The organism is Micromonospora sp. NPDC052213 (assembly GCF_040679695.1).
Classification (GTDB): domain Bacteria; phylum Actinomycetota; class Actinomycetes; order Mycobacteriales; family Micromonosporaceae; genus Micromonospora.
The window spans coordinates 14,985-31,358 of record NZ_JBFAVI010000031.1; the positions used below are offsets into that span (position 1 = coordinate 14,985).

Here is a 16,374-nt window from a genome sequence, read left to right on the forward strand (position 1 = left end):
ATGTCGCACCGGCCGCCGGCCCCGAGCGGGCGCGTGACGTCGGCGAAGATCGTTATCGCCGGTGGATTCGGCGTCGGCAAGACGACGCTGGTCGGCTCGGTCTCGGAGATCACGCCGCTGACGACCGAGGCGATCATGACCTCCGCCGGCGTGGGCGTCGACGACACCCGGCAGGTGCCGGGCAAGACGACGACCACGGTGGCGATGGACTTCGGTCGTATCTCGATCGACCGCGATCTGATCCTGTACCTGTTCGGTACGCCGGGTCAGACCCGGTTCTGGTTCATGTGGGACGAGCTGGTGCGCGGCGCGATCGGCGCGGTCGTGCTGGTGGACACCCGCCGGCTGGCCGACTGCTTCGCGGCGATCGACTTCTTCGAGCACCGGCGGTTGCCCTACCTGGTGGCCATCAACTGCTTCGACGGGATGCAGTACCACGACCCGCAGGACGTCCGGGACGCGCTCGCGATCTCGAGCGAGGTGCCGGTGGTGGCCTGTGACGCCCGGAACCGGGAGTCGACGAAGCACGTGCTGATCTCGCTGGTCGAGTACGTGCTCACCATGCGGCGCTCGCGCGCCGTCGCCCCGGCCTGATCGCCTCGACGAGCGCCCGGCGGCGGCTTCGGCCGTCACCGGGCGCTCGTCGCTGCCCGCGTCCCGGTCGGGCCGGCGCGGGTGGGCGTCAGGACACCCGGGTCCAGGCGCCCGAGCTGACGGTGTAGAGGCCCAGCGACCCCTGGTCCATGCCACCGTGCCGGATGGGGGTGAAGGAGTACATCCCCACCATCCCCTCGGTGACCTGGTTCTGCAGGAACGCCCGCAGCCGTCCACGGTCGACGCTGGTGGAGAGCCGGGCCGCGTCGGCGATCAGCTGCACGGCGTCGGACGCGTACGGGGCGAAGCCGCTGAACCCGCCGTGCAGCTGCACGTAGCGGTAGACGAAGTCCTTGCGCTGCAGCGCCGACATGGTGGTGTTGGCGAGCATGGCGCCGCCCAGCGAGACCGGGTGGACCGCGTACGCACCCTCCATCAGGGAGGCGTTGGTGCCCTCCAGGGTCTCCTCGGCGACCGCGCCCGCGTCGAGGAACACCGGCCCGTCGTAACCGGCCCGGCGCAGCGCCCCGACGGCGGCGGCGGAGTCCGGGGCGGTCGCCCAGACCACCACGCCGTCCGGGCGGGCGGCGGTCGTCGAGCGGGCGGCGCGACGGAAGTCCTCGCCGGTGCGGGGCAGCCGGACGCTGGCCGCCGGCTCCATCCCGGCCGTCCGCAGGGCCCCCGTCATGGCCCGTACGCCGGAGTCGCCGTGCAGCCCGTGCGCGGCCAGCACCGCCACCCGGCGCAGCCGCTGCGAGGCGACCAGCCGGGCCAGCCGCCGGGCCATGTCACCGGCGTCCGGGGTGAGCTTGTAGACGTACGTCCGCTGCGGCAGCGGCAGCACGATGCCGTCGCCGAAGCCGAGCGAGAGGAACGGCACCCGCTGCTGCTGCGCCACCTCGGCGAGGGCGATCGAGGTCTCGGCCATGGTGCCGCCGAGCAGGGCGTGCACGCCGGTGTCGCGGGCCAGCTCGGTGGCCTGCCGGGCCGCCAGCCGGGGATCGCCGGCGTTGTCCCGCACCTCCAGCCGTACGGTGCGGCGCAGGTTGCCGACCGGCACGCCCTTGTCGTTGAGCGCCTCGGCGGTGATGTCCAGCGCCCGCTGCTGGAGTACGCCGAGTGCCGCACCGGGCCCGGTCAGCTCCAGGCTGGCCCCGATCAGCAGCTCGTGACCGCCCGGCGCGGCCGTCCTGACGGGATCACCCTCGCCAGCATCGCCGCGACCGCAGGCGCTGAGCAGCAGGCTGCCCGCCGCCGCGGCCAGCAGGCCGCGACGGGTGAGCACGGAGGGGTTGGTTGCCGATGTCGCCACGAGTCGCCTTCCCACCCCGGCGACCCCTGCCGCCGGCTGTTCCGCCGGGTATGCTCCCGGCCGCCGCGACCCGGCGTCAAATTATCCGGGTGTGGGCAGGAACACGCAGGTGGAAGGCGGTTTGTCCACTCAGGAGCGGTAGCCGGCGGAGCGGTACTCGTATTCCCGGTCGTCGTCGCGGTCGCCGGTGTCGCGGCTGAAGTCCCAGCCCCCGGCGGCCTCCCGGCCAGGTCGGCCGCCGACTGCGAACCCGCCGATCTCCTGCCCGCGGCGCCAGCCGCGGAAGTAGCCGGTGGTGTTCTCGGCGAGGCTCGCCGCGTCCCGGACGATCCGCAGCGGACGCTCGTCCCGCAGCGGGGACCCGGGGACGAGGTTGGCCTGCGGGACCCGCCTGGGCAGGCCGGCCGCGGTCTCCGCGCCGACCGCCGGGCGGGCGGCCTGCTCGGCGGCCTGCCAGCCGGTGTCGGCCGTGGTGGACCAGTCCAGGTCGGACTCCTCGGCGTGCCCGACGAACCAGGCGGACTTCGCCTGGGCGAAGATCAGCAGGTCGCCGTCGCCCTCGTCGGAGACCGGCGGGGGCCGCCGCTCCACGGGCGGCGCCGGTCGATGCTCGGCCACCGGGCGTTCGGCGCGGGGGGCCGGTCGAGCGTTGCGTCCGGGCTCCTCGCGGTCGACCAGCCGCAGCGGCGGCGTCTCCGGCTCCGCGGCCTGGCCCGGCCCGCCGCGCAGCGCGCGGTCGGCCAGCGGCGGCGGCTCGACCAGGCGCAGCATCGGCGGTTCCTGGGGCAGGTCGTCGGCGAGCCAGGGCGGGGTGACCCGACGCTCGGCGCCCGGGTCGGTCGGCGCGTCGATGCCGCTCCCGCCCCGGTCGCGGTAGGAGCCGGCGACCGGGTTCTTGGCCGGGCTGTCGGACGGGTCCTCCGGGTTGTTGACCAGTGGCCAGTTGGCCCGGGACCCGGGGGGAGCGGACTCCTGGTCGGGCCGCGGTGTGGGCACGGGCACGCTGTGGTCGGTGGCGCTGAAGCCGCCCGTGGGTGCGGGGGGCTCGCCGGTGGTCTTGGGCCGGGGCGGGATCACTGTGCGCTGCCGCTCGGCGCGGGCGTTCTGGATCGCCGCGGTGGTCAGCGTGGGCCGGAACGGCTCCCCGGCCTCGGCCGGGGGCACGGTGCCGCGCTGTGCCGGGGCGATCGGGGTGATGCCGGGCGGCGGGGGCGGCGGCGCGGAGACCGGGCGGTTGGTCGGGCCGTCGATCCGGCTCGGCGCCGAGGCCGGCCGTGCGGGCGGCGCGGAGACGGGCGGACCGGCCACCGCGGCCGGGGTCACCGGCGCCGGGGCGACCGGTGGCGGCGCGACGGGCGCCGGCGCGACCGGCGGCGGGCCGAGTGGCCGCGGCGCCGGGGGCGGCGTCGCGCCGGAAACGGGTTCCGGCCGGCTCCGGCGACCGCCGGACGGGGCCGGCTCGGGCTCCGTCACCCGGACGGGACGCAGGCCCGCTCCGGTGGGGGCGAGGCCGGGAAGGTCGCCGACCGGCTCGCCGCGTCGGGCCGCGGCCCGACGTCCGGGGGCCGCCGCGGCGGGCGTGCCCGTGCGGGCGTTGAGCGCGCCGACCAGTGCCTCGCAGCCGGCGTCGCACGCCCGGACGGAGGCGACGGCCTGCCGCACGGTCTCCGCCACGGCGGAGGTGAGGACGCGGTTGACCGTGGCGCGCCGGGGCGTCTCGCTGATGGCGACCCGCAGGGCCGTCACGGCGTCGGTGAGCTCCTCGGCGCCCGCGACCCCGTCGGCCGCGAGCTGCGCCGCGACCGCGTCGGCAGCGACCGGAACCTCGCGGCCGCTGAGCATGCCCGGCTCGGGCAGCGCGTCCAGGACGGCCAGCGAGACCGGCTCGGCCGGGTCCGGGTACGCGCGTAACGCGGCCGGGTAGAGCTCGCGGAGCACCTCGCGCAGCGCGACGGCGGCGGAGTGCCGCCCGCTGGCCAGCGCGGCGTGCGCGGCGAGCACCTGCTTGTATCCGGCGAGGTCCCGGGGGGTCGGGAGGGTGACGGCGGAGAGCGCGCCGGCCTGCAGGGCGCGGGCCAGGCCGACGGCGCGCCGCTCGGCCGGGGGCGACTGCATCTCCTCCAGGGAGTCGTCGTCGGCGAACCGCTCGGCGAAGTCGTCGACGGAGTCGTCGTCGGCGATCGCCAGGGGACGACCCGCGGCGCTGAGCAGCGAGGTGACCGTGTGGTCGTCGCTGTCGGCGGCGATCGCCGCACCGCTCGGCCCGCCCGACCGCTCCACGAGCAGCGCGACCAGCTGGGCGTAGCCAGCCGGGTCGTCGCCGATCTCGCAGACATGCAGCAGACGGCCTGCGTCGTCGACCACAGCGGACGTCAGCGCCGAACCGGCCGAAGCCGGTCGGTCGGCCGGATCCGCCGAGGCCAGACCGCAGTACACGCGCACGAGCGCCACGGCGTCGTCCTCCTCCCGGGACACAAGGCTTTCTCTGCCAGAGACTGATGCTCCCCGTAAAGGGTCAGTCGCGCCAGTCCACGACCGCAGAGATCTTGCCGACAATGGTGCGCCAACCCAGACTTGCGGTTTGTGCCCCGATTTTCTTCAGCCGCCGCCGGCCGAAGAACCCACCGACGCCGCCGTCGACCGTGGCGCGCAGCGCCTCGTCCAGGTCGTCCAGGCTGGAACCGGCGGAGAGCATGTCCAGCACCGCGGGCAGGCGCAGCGCGTACGCCAGGTCACGGGCCACCTCGCCGGCCTCGATGAGCAGCGTCGGGTCCCAGGTGTCGTGCCCGCCGCGGAGGTTCTCCACCACCAGGTCGAGCTCGTAGATGTCCTCGTCCAGCGGCGCGATGTCGGCCGGCTCCACCCGTTCGGACAGCTCGCTCCAACTGTCCAGTTGGGACAGGTCGTTGGGCGCGCCGGAACGGATGAAGCTGACCAGCGACTCGGGCGTCTTGAACAGCAGCAGCTTGCCGCGGTGGCTGAGGAAGACCGGGACCTCCTCGTCGCCCGCCTCGTCCTCGGCCTCGGCGGCCGCCTCGGCGTCCTCGTCGTCGGCCGTGTCGCGGCGGGTCTTGCCGTCCTCCTCGTCGCTCTCGGCGAACTCCTGGGCGACCTCCTCGTCGAGGATGACGACCGTCTCGTCGTCCTCGTCCTCCTCGACGACCTGGCGGCGGGCCAGGAACGGGTCGTCCTGGTCGCGCTCGGCGACGTCGGTGGGGGTCAGCTCCCGCGCCGGCCGGTACGCCCGGAGCGTGTAGCCGGTGCCGGCGGGCAGCGCGATCTCCACCGGGTCGATCCGCAGCTCGTCCCAGAGGGCGCGGGCGGCCTCGGCCGAGACGGTTGCGGTGTCGGACTCGGCCGTGTCGTCCACGTCGTCGAGCTCGGGCTCGTCGGCGTCGGGCCGTTGGGGCGACTGGCGGGCCACGCTGACCTCCGTGTGCTTCGGGTTGCCCACCCGCCGGCGTGCGCCGCCGACGAGTGACTCTGGGCACATACCCTAGTGGGCGACTCCGGGTGACCGTGGCCGCACCCCGGTGGCGGAGCGGCCCGCCAACAAGTAGCCTCTCTACGCATGAAGGCCCAGGCGCTGCACGGACACCTCGACGCGCTGCTGCTCGCCGTGCTGGAGCAGGGCTCGATGCACGGCTACGCGATCATCGAGGCGCTGCGGAACCGCAGTGACGGCCAGCTCGACCTGCCCACCGGCACCATCTACCCGGCGCTGCGCCGGCTGGAGCGGGCCGGCCACGTGGCCAGCACCTGGAGCACCGTCAACGGGCGCGAGCGGCGGACCTACCAGCTCACCGACGCGGGGCGGCGGGCGCTGGCCGGGGAGCGGTCCGGGTGGCGCGAGTTCAGCAGCACCGTCGGCCGGTTCCTCGACACCGACGCCCCACCCACCGCGCCGGCCTGACGACGCCCGGCCCGGCCCGCCGACGTCCGGTACCGCGATCGCGGGCCGGGGCGGCCCTGGTCACCGCCGGCGGCGACAAGCTGCTCGGCGGGCGCCTCGGCGGGGCGGTCGGCCCGCGGGGTCAGCGGGCGGCGAGCAGCCAGGTGCGGGCGGCCCGGCCGAGCCACACGTAGCCGGCGGCGGCCGCCACGGCCCCGACGAGCATCGGCGGCCAGGTGAGCGCGTCCTCCCACAGCCCGATCGACCACGCGAAGAGGGCCGCGCCGGCCAGCACGCCGAGGGCGAGGAGCCCGGTCAGCGCCGCGCCCACCGCCCGGCCGATCGCGCCGTTGCCGCGCAGCGCCCACCGGCCGGCCCCGGCCAGCAGCAGCCCGACCGCCGCCAGCACGAACGCGGCGGCCCAGATCCAGTTCACCGAGGCCGACAGGAGCTGGTAGCCGGCCGGCGGGCGGGGCCCGTCGCTCCAGCTCGCCCCCCGCCAGGTGAGGTCGCCGGCGACGAACGCGAGTGCGGCCAGCCCGAGCACCCGCAGCGACAGCCCGCGCAGCGCGCCCACCGCCAGCTCGGCCTGGTAGGCCGGGGCCAGCAGCGCCGCGGAGCCGAACTCGGCCACCGCCCGGCGCTGGGCCTCCGCCGCCGGCAGCCCGTCCTCCCGGTACGCGTCGACGGCGTCCAGCAGGCCGTGCCGCGCCTCGGTCAGCAGGCCGGACTTCAGCCGGCGCGGCCCACGCAGGCGCGCGTCCAACTCCCGCAGCCGCTCCTCCACCATGGTCGCGTCGTCGCACCGCATGGCACCACCCTGCCACGGATGGCCGCCGGGCGGCGTCCGGGGCAACCCTGGCCCGACCCGGAGGTGGGGGCCGGGGAGGAGCGGGCCGGGCTCAGGGGCGCAGCGCCAGGTACCCGCGTTCGGCGGCCTCCTGGAGCAGCCACTGGTCCCGGTACCAGCCGGGGGCCGCGACGAGGTCGGCGTGCCGGCCGCGCTGGGCCACCCGGCCGGCGTCCAGCACCACGATCTCGTCGAGGTCGGCCAGCCCGCTGAGCCGGTGGCTGATCAGCAGCACGGAGTGCCCGGCCGGGGTGGCCGCCAGCGCGGAGGCGAGCACCGCGTCGGCGGCGGCGGGGTCGAGCCCCTCGGTCGGCTCGTCGAGCACCAGTACGCCCGGCGCGGCGAGCAGCGCCCGGGCCAGCGCGAGCCGCTGTCGTTGGCCGCCGGAGAGCTGACCGCCCTCCTCGCCGACCACGGTGTCCCAGCCGTCCGGCTGCGCGCGCACCCAGTCCAGCAGCCCGGCCGCCGCGGTCGCCGCCGCCAGTTCGTCCTCGTCGGCGTCGGGCCGCCCGAGCAGCAGGTTCTCCCGCACGGTGGCGTGGAAGACGTACGCTTCGGCGAGCAGCCCGCCGACCGCGCGGGGCAGCTCCCCGGCCCGGTACGTCGACAGGTCCCGCCCGTCCAGGGTGACCCGCCCGCGCTCGGGGCGTACGGAGCCGGTGAGGACGGCGGCGAGGGTGCTCTTGCCGGCGCCGCTCGGCCCGACCACGGCCACCCGGCGGCCGGGCGGCAGCTCCAGGTCGAGCCCGTCCAGGGCGGGCGCGGCGCCCTCCCGGTAGCGGACGGTCAGCTCCTCGAACCGCACGTCGTACGGCCCGGGGCCGACCGGCGCCCCGTCGGACGCGGGCGCCTCGTCCGCCCTCTCCAGCAGGGCGGCCACCCGGGTCAGGCCGGTGCGGAGCTGGGTCCACTGCCGGGCGGCCCCGACCAGCGCCAGCGCGATCTCGACGGCGGCGAGCGTGCCGACCGCCAGTACGCCGACCAGCACCCCGTCCACGTCCGCCGCCAGGGCGGCGAGTACCACCGCGCCGGCGGTCAGCCCGGCCACCAGCACCCCGGCCGCGTCGACGGCGAACCCGGTGGCGGCGAGCCGCCGCTCCAGCCGGGCCAGGCGCCGCGCGCGTTTCCCGGCCGCGTCCAGCGCGTGCCCGGTGGCGCCGAACGCGGCCAGGTCGGCGGCGCCGTGCGTGAGGTCGACCGCGTCGGTGGCGAGCGCGCCGCGCAGCGGCGCCAGTTCGGCGGCGGCGCGCCGGGTCAGCGCGGTGGCCAGGGCGGGCAGCGCGACCCCGGCGACCAGCAGCCCGACGGCGAGCGCCCCGGCGGCGGCCGGCGAGACCAGCGCCGCCCCGCCGACCGCGACCAGGCTGACCAGGGCCGCCGCCGAGGCCGGCACCAGCACCCGCAGCAGCAGGTCCTGAACCGCCTCCACGTCCGAGACGAGCCGGCTCAGGGCGTCGCCCGAGCGCTGCCGGAGCGTCGGCCGGGCGGCGAGGCTGGCGAATACCCGGGCGCGGACGTCGGTGATCAGCCGCAGCACGGCGTCGTGCCCGGCGAGCCGCTCGGTGTAGCGGAGCACCCCCCGGCCGACCGCCAGCGCCCGGACCGCGACGATCGCCACGGTGAGGCGGTCCAGCGGGGGCCGGCCGGCGGCGCTCATCAGGAGCCAGGTCGCGGTGGCCATCAGGGCGAGGCCGGCGAACTCGGTGGCGGCGGCGAGCAGCCCCGCGCCGAGCAGCCGGTTCAGGTACGGCCGGGCCAGTCGCAGCACGGTCCGCTCGGGGGAGCGGACGCGGGTCCCGGCGGAGCCGCCGGGCGGCATCCGCTCGTCGGTCATCGGGTCGCCTCCCCGGCCGCCGCCGGCGTCAGCTCCGTGACCCGGCCGTCCTCGATCCGCAGGATCCGGTCCGCGTCGGCGAGCAGCGCCGGACGGTGCGCCACCAGCAGGGCCGTCCGCCCGGCCACCAGCCGGCGGGTGGCGTCGAGGACGACGGCCTCGCTCGCGGTGTCCAGCCGGGCGGTCGGCTCGTCGAGCAGCACCACCGGGGCGTCCCGCAGGAACGCGCGGGCCAGCGCGACCCGCTGCCGCTGCCCGCTGGACAGGCCGTGCCCGCGCTCGCCGAGCACGGTGGCGAGCCCGTCGGGCAGACCGGCGACCACGTCGTCCAGGGCGGCGTCGCGGACGGCGGTGGCGAGGGCCGCGTCCGGGGTGTCGGGGGCGCCGAGCCGGATGTTGTCGGCCAGCGAGGCGGCGAAGAGGTGGGCCCGCTGCGGCACCCAGGCGACCTGGCGGCGCCAGGCGTCCAGGTCCGTGCCGGCCAGGTCCACCCCGCCGACGGTGACCCGGCCGGCGGTCGGGGCCACGAAGCCGAGCAACAGGCCGAGCAGCGTGCTCTTGCCGGCGCCGCTCGGGCCGACGACCGCGACGCGTTCGCCCGGCCGGATGGTCAGCGTGACGTCGCGCAGCGCGGTGGTCCGCTCGTACGCGACGGTCACCGACTCGAACCGGATCTCGCCCCGGCCGTCGGGCGTCGCCGCGCCCCCGCCGTGCGCGACCGGCGCGGGGGCGGCGGCCGAGAGGGTGAGTGCCTCGTCCAGCGCGGTCAGGCCCTCCATGCTGGCGTGGAACCGGCTGCCGGCCGCCCGCAGCGGCAGGTACGCCTCCGGCGTGAGCAGCAGCACCAGCAGCGCGGTCTGGAGGGTCAGGCCGCCGCCGAGCAGCCGCACGCCCACCGGCACGGCGACCAGCGCCACCGAGAGGGTGGCGACCAGTTCCAGCACCAGGGCGGAGAGGAACGCGATCCGCAGCGTCTTCATGGTCGCCACCCGGTGCCCGTCGGCCATCCGGCGGACGGCGTCGGTCTGCGCCCGGGCCCGGCCGAACGCGCGCAGCGTGGGCAGCCCGGCGACCATGTCGAGGAAGTGCCCGCCGAGCAGGGAGAGCCGCCGCCACTGCCGCTGGGTGGCGGCCTGCGCCTGCCAGCCGAGCAGCGCGCCGAAGATCGGGATCAGCGGCAGGGTGGCCGCGATGATCAGCGCCGAGCTCCAGTCGGCGACGAAGACCCGCACCAGCACGGCGACCGGCACGGTGACGCTCAGCACGAGCTGCGGCAGGTAGCCGGTGAAGTAGGCGTCCAGCGCGTCCAGCCCGCGCCCGGCCAGCGTGGCGAGCTGCCCGGCGCGCTGGCCGGCGACCCAGCCGGGGCCCTGCCGCCCGACCGCCCCCAGCAGCTCCTCGCGCAGCGCCGCCTTGACCGTCGCCGCGACCCGCGCCGACACCGTGCCCTGCGCCCAGACCAGCAGCGAGCGGGCGGCCACCGCGGCGACGAAGCCGGCCAGGACGGGCCGGTCCAGCCGCCCGTCGAACCCGGTCGCCAGCAGCGCGGCCAGCGCGGTGGCCTGCGCGACGACCAGCCCCGCGGCCAGCACGCCGAGCACCGCGAGCACGGCGAGGTCGCGCCGGGCCGCGGGGACCCGGCGCAGCAGACGCGGGTCGAACGGGCGGCGGTTCACCAGTACACCGGTGCCCTGCCGTCGGTCCGTCCCCGGAAAACCCACCAGCACATCGCCTGAAAGCCTAATAGGGCCGGCAGGAGCGGCACCGTCAGCCAGCCCAGCAGCCGCAGCGTGGGCGCGCTCGCCGCCGCGTCGGCCACCGTCAGGGACGCGCCGGGGTCGACCGTGGAGACCAGCGCGTAGGGCCAGAGGGTCGCGCCGACCAGCGCCACCGGCAGCGCCAGGGCCGCCCCGGTGGCGGCGAAGGCGAGCCCGGGCCGCCGCCGGCCGAGCGCCACCCGGGCCGCCAGCACCGCCGCCACCAGCAGCAACGGCAGCAGTACGCCCACCGCGGGCTGCCGCGCGGCGGCGCGTACGTCGGCGGAGAGCAGGCCGAGCGCGCTGGCCGCGCCGACGGCGACGAGCGCCACCGGGACGAGCCGGCGGGCCAGCCGCCCGACCGGCGCGGCCTCGGCGTCCGGCAGCCGGAGGGTGAGGAAGGTCGCACCGTGCAGGGCGACCAGCGCGACGACGGCGAGGCCGGTGGCGGCCACGAACGGGGTGAACAGGTGGGTCACGCCGGCGACGTGCCCGTCGGCGTGCAGCGGCACGCCCTGGAGCATCCCGGCCAGCAGGGCGCCCCAGCCGAGCGCGGCGAGCAGGCTGCCGACGACCACGATCCGGTCCCAGCCGGCGCGGGCCCGTGGGCCGGTCGGGCGGCTGCGCAGTTGCACGCCGACCGTAACCAGGATCACCCCGACCAGCGCGCCGACCACGGCCGGGTAGAAGCCGGAGAGCAGTTCCCCCTCCAGCACGGGGAAGGCGCCGAACAGGATGCCGACGGCGGCCACCAGCCAGACCTCGTTGCCGAGGAAGAACGGGCCGACGGCGTTCAGGGCGGCGCGGCGGCGGGCCGGGTCGGCGCCCCGGGCGAGCAGCAGGCCGACGCCGTAGTCGTAGCCGCCGAGCACCAGGTAGGTGGCGAAGAAGAGGCCGAGCAGGGCGTACCAGGCGAGTTCCACGTCGTCTCCTCAGGCGAAGGCGGGCTCGGGGCGGGGGTCGGCCGGCGGCTGCTGCGGCGGGCGGCCCAGGGCGGGGTCGTGCGCGCCCCGGGCGGCGTGCCGGGCCAGCAGGACCCAGTTGGTGACGGCGAGGGTGCCGAGCAGCAGGCTGAATCCGATCAGCGAGGCGAGCATCAGCCACGGGTCGACCGGCGACACCGCCCGGTCCACCGGCAGCAGCCCGTACGCGACCCAGGGCTGGCGGCCGACCTCGCGGGCGATCCAGCCGAGGATCACCGCGACGAACGGCAGCGGCAGGGCGAGCAGGATGATCCAGAGCGGGAAGCGCAGCCGCACGGCCCAGTCCCGCCAGAGCAGGGGGAGCAGCAGCCAGAGCAGGCCGAGACCGAAGCCGATCAGGATCATGAAGCCGAGGCCGACGCTGGCCAGCACGGGCGGGCTGTAGTCGCCGGGGCCGAACCGCGCGGTCCAGTCGGCGACCAGCGCGTCCGCCGCGGGGCCCCCGCCGAACTTGGTGGGCTGCACCTGCCCGACCGGGCCGAACTGGGCGAAGCCGAAGCTCTGCACCATGCTGATCGACAGCGCCGCGGTGACCAGGCCGATCCGCAGCGAGGTGCGGAACAGCACGTAGTCCGGGGTGCGCCGGATCAGGTGCCAGGCGCTGACCGCGGCCATCAGCATCCCGCCGACCAGCAGCGCGGCGGAGACCACGTGGGCGAAGGCCATGCCGAGGCTGGGGTTGGTCAGCAGCGCGGTGAAGTCGGTGAGGTGGGCGACGCCGTCGCGCACCTCGTAGCCGACCGGGTTCTGGAGCCAGGAGTTGGCCACCATGATCCAGAACGCCGAGGCGTACGCGGTGAGCGCGACTCCCCAGAGCAGGGCGAGGTGGACGCCCCGACGTAGCCGGTGCCAGCCGAAGATCCACATGCCGAGGAACGTCGACTCCAGGAAGAACGCGACCAGCGTCTCGATGGCCAGCGGCGCCCCGAAGACGTTGCCGACGTAGCGCGACAGGCCGCTCCAGTTCAGCCCGAACTGGAACTCCATCACGATGCCGGTGGCGATACCGAGCACGTAGTTGATCACGTAGAGCTGGCCCCAGAAGCGGGTCAGCCGTTCGTAGACCGGCTTGCCGGTCAGTACGGCGGTGGTCTGCAACCCCACGAGCAGGGTGACCAGGCCGAGGGTGACCACCACGAACAGGAAGTGGATCGAGGTGGTGGTGGCGAACTGCAGGCGGGCGAGGAGCAGCGTGTCCATGGCCGGCTCTCCGTACTGTCGGCTCACTTGTCGTAGTGAGCCTACACGTAGGTTGCCTACACATGACTACTACGCATTGTCGTAGAAAAGAGTACGACAATGCGTAGTAGTTTGGGGGCGCGTCGGACGCCCCGGGTCAGTTGAGGAAGAGCGAGATCGGCAGGACGGCCAGCGTGGTGGCCAGCGACAGGGCGACGGCGCCGAGCACCCGGGGCGGCCGGTCGGCGATCAGCAGGCGCTGTACCCGGACGTCCAGGTCCCGGTCGCCGAGACCGAGGGCACCGGCCGGAGTGATCCGACTCCCGGCTGCGGCGAACCGGCGCAGCGCGCGGCCCAGCGCCTCGGGGTGCGCCTCCCGGGCCTTGTCGTCGGCGCGCATCTCGACCAGCAACGCGACCCGCTCGTGGATCCCGCGCACCCAACCGAACCGGGGCAGTGCCCGGCAGAGCGCGGTGAACGGGAGCAGCACCAGGTCGTGCCGTTCCTGGGCGTGGGCCCGCTCGTGGCTGAGCACCGCCGCCAGCTCGGCGCGGTCCAGCAGGCTGAGCGTCCCGGCGCTGACCACCACCTGCGGTTTCACCCCCGGCAGGCAGTACGCCGCCGCGCTCGGGTGGTCGAGCACGAGCGCGCCGGGCGCCGCCGGATCGTTCCGGGCGACCAGGGCGAGCAGGTCCCGGTGCCGGCGCTGGGCGCGCAGCGTGTGGAGCAGGGTGCGTACGGTCGCGGTCAGCAGCACGGCGCCGATGCCGAAGCCGGAGGCGACCAGGCTCAGCTGGACGGGCCCGAGCCCGGGCGGCAGGGTGCCGTGCACCAGATCGCCGCCCAGGGCCAGCAGCGCGCTCCCGGTCGGCCGCTCGTACGGAGCCAGACCCACCGCGATCGGCAGGCCCACCTCGGAGAGGCCGAGCGCCAGCCCGATCGCCTGCCAGCAGAGGATCGCGACCCGGGGGCTGCGCCACGGCCAGGTGGAGCGGGCCAGCACCTGCGCGGTCAGCAGACAGGCCAGCATCGACGCGGCGAAGTGCAGAGCGTACGCCACGGCCGTCGCCCTACCGGTCCGCGACCTCGTCGGCGACGGGCGGGCGGACGACCCGGTCGGTCGGCGCCTCGACCCGGTCGGTCAGCTCACCCGGAGCAGCCGGCATGCCGCCGGCGGCCTCGGCGGCCAGCGCGGCGCGCAGCACCTCGGCCTCGGTGCCGGTGACCGAGTGGGCGAAGCGCACCAGCGCGGCGTCCCGGCTGCCGCCGAGGTCGAGGGCGTCGAGCATGAGCTGGGCGATGTGCGCCTCGCGGCTGGCGGCGGCCCGGTAGCGCCAGGCCCGCCCCTCCCGCTCGCGCTGCACCATGCCCTTGCCGGCCAGCCGGTCCAGCACGGTCATCACCGTGGTATACGCCAGCTCGCGGCCGTCCAGCGCGTCGGCCACCTCGCGCACGGTGATCCCGTCCGACGTGGCGGGGACCGAGTCCCACAGCACGTCCATCACCGCACGTTCGAGATCACCAAGCCGAGTCACGCCGCAATCCTACCCCTGGTAGTAGACCCGCCCCGACGGCAGCACTTCTCCCACGGCAGTACACCCGAGCCCGACCCCCTTCCGCGGACCTGGCCACGGACGGTTTTCCGGGGAGCCCCGCCCGCGCAGGGATCAAGCCTGACCGCCCGGAGCGGGCGGGGCTCCCCGGAAAACCCAGGACAGGGACCGTCACACCCCCTTGGGGTGCCAGACCGTCTTCGTCTCCAGGAGGCTGGTCATCCGCGTGATCCCCGGGTCGGCGAACCAGTCGTGGTCGGCCGGGGCCGGCCGGAGCACCCGCTTCAGGTTCTCCGCCGCCTTGACCTCCAGCTCCGCCGCCAGTTCGGCGTCGGTCACCCCGGTCAGGTCGATCGCGTTGACGTCCATGTGGCTCGCCAGCGTCGGCACGGTCTCCGACAGGCGGCCGGTCAGGATGTTGACCACCCCGCCCGGCAGGTCGGAGGTGGCCAGCACCTCGGCCAGGGTCACCGCGGCCAGCGGCGCCGCCGGCGAGGCCGCCACCACGACGGTGTTGCCGGTGACGATCGCCGGGGCGATCACGCTGACCAGGCCGAGCAGCGCCGGCTGCTCCGGGGCGGCCACCGCCACCACGCCGGTGGGCTCCGGCGAGGAGAGGTTGAAGTACGGCCCGGCGACCGGGTTGGCACCGCCGTACACCTGGGGGAGCTTGTCGGACCAGCCCGCGTACCAGACCCAGCGGTCGACCGCCGCGTCCACCTCGTCGCCGGGCACGCCGAGGGCGACGAACTGCTCGCGCCGGCCCTCCAGCATCTCGGCCACCCGGTAGAGGATCTGACCCCGGTTGTACGCGGTCGCCCCGGCCCAGCCCTTCACGGCGGCCCGGGCGGCGACGACGGCGTCCCGCGCGTCCTTGCGGGAGGCCAGGGAGACATTCGCGTCCTGCACGAGATACGACCGTCCCGACTCGCTGCGCGGGAACTTCCCGCCGATGAAGAGCTTGTACGTCTTGCGTACCGCGACCCGCTCAGACATTGAGGTAGCCCTCCAGCCCGTGCCGGCCGCCCTCGCGACCGTAGCCCGACTCCTTGTAGCCGCCGAATGGCGAGGTGGGGTCGAACTTGTTGAACGTGTTGGCCCAGACCACGCCGGCGCGCAGCCGGTCGGCCATCCACAGGATCCGGGAGCCCTTGTCGGTCCAGATCCCGGCCGACAGCCCGTACGGCGTGTTGTTGGCCTTTTCGACGGCCTCGGCCGGGGTGCGGAACGTCAGCACGGACAGCACCGGGCCGAAGATCTCCTCGCGGGCGATCCGGTGTGCCTGGGTGACCCCGGTGAAGATCGTCGGCGCGAACCAGAAGCCGCGCTCGGGCAGCTCGCACGGCGGCGACCAGCGCTCGGCGCCCTCGGCGGACCCGGCCTCGGACAGCTCCCGGATCCGCGCGAGCTGGGCGGCGGAGTTGATCGCGCCGATGTCGGTGTTCTTGTCCAGCGGGTCGCCGACGCGCAGCTGGGCCATCCGCCGCTTCAGCGACTCCAGCACCCGGTCGGCGACCGACTCCTGCACCAGCAGTCGGGAGCCGGCGCAGCAGACGTGCCCCTGGTTGAAGAAGATGCCGTTGACGATCCCCTCGACCGCCTGGTCGACCGGGGCGTCGTCGAAGACGATGTTGGCCGCCTTGCCGCCCAGTTCCAGGGTGAGCTTCTTGCGGGTGCCGGCCACCGCGCGGGCGATGGCCCGGCCCACCTCGGTCGAGCCGGTGAAGGCGACCTTGTCCACGCCCGGGTGCTCGACCAGCGCGCGGCCGGTCTCGCCGGCGCCCGTGACGATGTTGACCACCCCGGCGGGCAGGTCGGCCTGCTGGCAGATCTCGGCGAAGAGCAGGGCGGTCAGCGGGGTGGTCTCGGCCGGCTTCAGCACGACCGTGTTGCCGGCGGCGAGGGCCGGGGCGATCTTCCAGGCCAGCATCAGCAGCGGGAAGTTCCACGGGATGACCTGTGCGGCCACGCCGAGCGGCTGCGGGTTCGCGCCGAAGCCGGCGTACGGGAGCTTGTCGGCCCAGCCGGCGTAGTAGAAGAAGTGCGCGGCGACCAGGGGCAGGTCGACGTCGCGGGACTCCTTGATCGGCTTGCCGTTGTCCAGCGACTCCAGCACCGCCAGCTCGCGGGAGCGCTCCTGGATGATCCGGGCGATCCGGAACAGGTACTTGGCCCGGTCCCGGCCCGGCATCGGACCCCAGACCTGCTCGTACGCCTGCCGGGCGGCGCGGACGGCACGGTCCACGTCCTGCGCGCCGGCCTCGGCGACCTCGGCGAGCACCTCCTCGGAGGCCGGGTTGATCGACTTGAAGCTGCCGCCGTCGGTCGGGTCGACGAACTTCCCGTCGACGAAGAGCCCGTACGAGGGCTTGATGTCCACCACCGAGCGGGACTCGGGGGCGGGTGCGTATTCGAACATC

General features: G+C 75.5%; 13 protein-coding genes and 1 pseudogene. 2 read left to right on the forward strand and 12 right to left on the reverse strand.

The window, feature by feature from the left end; genetic code table 11:
* On the forward strand, nt 1–594 hold the full coding sequence (locus AB0L34_RS10840; RefSeq protein ID WP_242796714.1) for an ATP/GTP-binding protein: 594 nt from the start codon (nt 1–3) through the stop codon (nt 592–594).
* Between the two features lie 88 nt (nt 595–682).
* Here the strand turns inward: AB0L34_RS10840 and AB0L34_RS10845 are convergent, their stop codons facing one another.
* The 3 genes from AB0L34_RS10845 to AB0L34_RS10855 form a co-directional block, all read right to left on the reverse strand.
* Nucleotides 683–1,906: an ABC transporter substrate-binding protein gene (locus tag AB0L34_RS10845; RefSeq protein ID WP_363703827.1), complete on the reverse strand. Its 1,224-nt coding sequence runs from the start codon at nt 1,904–1,906 to the stop codon at nt 683–685.
* A 129-nt stretch (nt 1,907–2,035) separates the two neighbouring features.
* Nucleotides 2,036–4,381 (reverse strand): transposase, encoded by a 2,346-nt coding sequence (locus AB0L34_RS10850; RefSeq protein ID WP_363703829.1) that lies wholly within the window; start codon nt 4,379–4,381, stop codon nt 2,036–2,038.
* A 40-nt stretch (nt 4,382–4,421) separates the two neighbouring features.
* Complete coding sequence (locus tag AB0L34_RS10855) at nt 4,422–5,360, reverse strand: DNA primase (protein WP_363703831.1); 939 nt, start codon at nt 5,358–5,360, stop codon at nt 4,422–4,424.
* 117 nt (nt 5,361–5,477) lie between these two features.
* Between AB0L34_RS10855 and AB0L34_RS10860 the strand changes: the two genes are divergently transcribed.
* Entirely contained in the window at nt 5,478–5,819 is a 342-nt protein-coding gene (locus AB0L34_RS10860) for a helix-turn-helix transcriptional regulator (protein WP_350703543.1), read from the forward strand.
* Between the two features lie 121 nt (nt 5,820–5,940).
* Here the strand turns inward: AB0L34_RS10860 and AB0L34_RS10865 are convergent, their stop codons facing one another.
* The 9 genes and pseudogenes from AB0L34_RS10865 to AB0L34_RS10905 all read right to left on the reverse strand — a co-directional run bounded on the left by AB0L34_RS10865 (nt 5,941) and on the right by AB0L34_RS10905 (nt 16,373).
* The gene (locus tag AB0L34_RS10865; protein ID WP_363703833.1) at nt 5,941–6,609 is read right to left on the reverse strand and encodes a permease prefix domain 1-containing protein; all 669 of its coding nucleotides are present in this window, start codon (nt 6,607–6,609) and stop codon (nt 5,941–5,943) included.
* Between the two features lie 91 nt (nt 6,610–6,700).
* Nucleotides 6,701–8,431 (reverse strand): annotated as a pseudogene (cydC, locus tag AB0L34_RS10870) (thiol reductant ABC exporter subunit CydC); the annotation flags it as partial.
* Nucleotides 8,432–8,478: 47 nt separating this feature from the next.
* Nucleotides 8,479–10,158 carry a thiol reductant ABC exporter subunit CydD gene (cydD, locus tag AB0L34_RS10875; protein WP_363703835.1) on the reverse strand — a complete coding sequence of 560 codons (1,680 nt, stop codon included), beginning with the start codon at nt 10,156–10,158 and terminating at the stop codon, nt 8,479–8,481.
* On the reverse strand, nt 10,155–11,162 hold the full coding sequence (cydB, locus tag AB0L34_RS10880; protein WP_363703837.1) for a cytochrome d ubiquinol oxidase subunit II: 1,008 nt from the start codon (nt 11,160–11,162) through the stop codon (nt 10,155–10,157). Before cydB ends, cydD begins: the two co-directional genes overlap by 4 nt.
* 9 nt (nt 11,163–11,171) lie before the next feature.
* Nucleotides 11,172–12,422, reverse strand: coding sequence for a cytochrome ubiquinol oxidase subunit I (locus tag AB0L34_RS10885; RefSeq protein WP_363703839.1), 1,251 nt, complete (start codon nt 12,420–12,422; stop codon nt 11,172–11,174).
* A gap of 136 nt (nt 12,423–12,558) precedes the next feature.
* Nucleotides 12,559–13,461, reverse strand: coding sequence for a M56 family metallopeptidase (locus AB0L34_RS10890; protein WP_363703841.1), 903 nt, complete (start codon nt 13,459–13,461; stop codon nt 12,559–12,561).
* Between the two features lie 10 nt (nt 13,462–13,471).
* Nucleotides 13,472–13,936: a BlaI/MecI/CopY family transcriptional regulator gene (locus tag AB0L34_RS10895; RefSeq protein WP_363703843.1), complete on the reverse strand. Its 465-nt coding sequence runs from the start codon at nt 13,934–13,936 to the stop codon at nt 13,472–13,474.
* 189 nt (nt 13,937–14,125) lie between these two features.
* Nucleotides 14,126–14,950 carry an aldehyde dehydrogenase family protein gene (locus AB0L34_RS10900; protein ID WP_357458470.1) on the reverse strand — a complete coding sequence of 275 codons (825 nt, stop codon included), beginning with the start codon at nt 14,948–14,950 and terminating at the stop codon, nt 14,126–14,128.
* Nucleotides 14,943–16,373 carry an aldehyde dehydrogenase family protein gene (locus tag AB0L34_RS10905; protein WP_363703845.1) on the reverse strand — a complete coding sequence of 477 codons (1,431 nt, stop codon included), beginning with the start codon at nt 16,371–16,373 and terminating at the stop codon, nt 14,943–14,945. The genes AB0L34_RS10900 and AB0L34_RS10905 overlap by 8 nt, the downstream gene beginning before the upstream one ends.
* Nucleotide 16,374: the final 1 nt, after the last annotated feature.

What these genes read in the sequence shown, in the direction of transcription:
- AB0L34_RS10865 (WP_363703833.1), bottom strand. Translation starts at nt 6,609, where the DNA reads ATGCGGTGCGACGACGCGACCATGGTGGAGGAGCGGCTGCGGGAGTTG.
- AB0L34_RS10905 (WP_363703845.1), bottom strand. Translation starts at nt 16,373, where the DNA reads ATGTTCGAATACGCACCCGCCCCCGAGTCCCGCTCGGTGGTGGACATC.
- AB0L34_RS10860 (WP_350703543.1), top strand. Translation starts at nt 5,478, where the DNA reads ATGAAGGCCCAGGCGCTGCACGGACACCTCGACGCGCTGCTGCTCGCC.
- AB0L34_RS10885 (WP_363703839.1), bottom strand. Translation starts at nt 12,422, where the DNA reads ATGGACACGCTGCTCCTCGCCCGCCTGCAGTTCGCCACCACCACCTCG.
- AB0L34_RS10840 (WP_242796714.1), top strand. Translation starts at nt 1, where the DNA reads ATGTCGCACCGGCCGCCGGCCCCGAGCGGGCGCGTGACGTCGGCGAAG.
- AB0L34_RS10900 (WP_357458470.1), bottom strand. Translation starts at nt 14,950, where the DNA reads ATGTCTGAGCGGGTCGCGGTACGCAAGACGTACAAGCTCTTCATCGGC.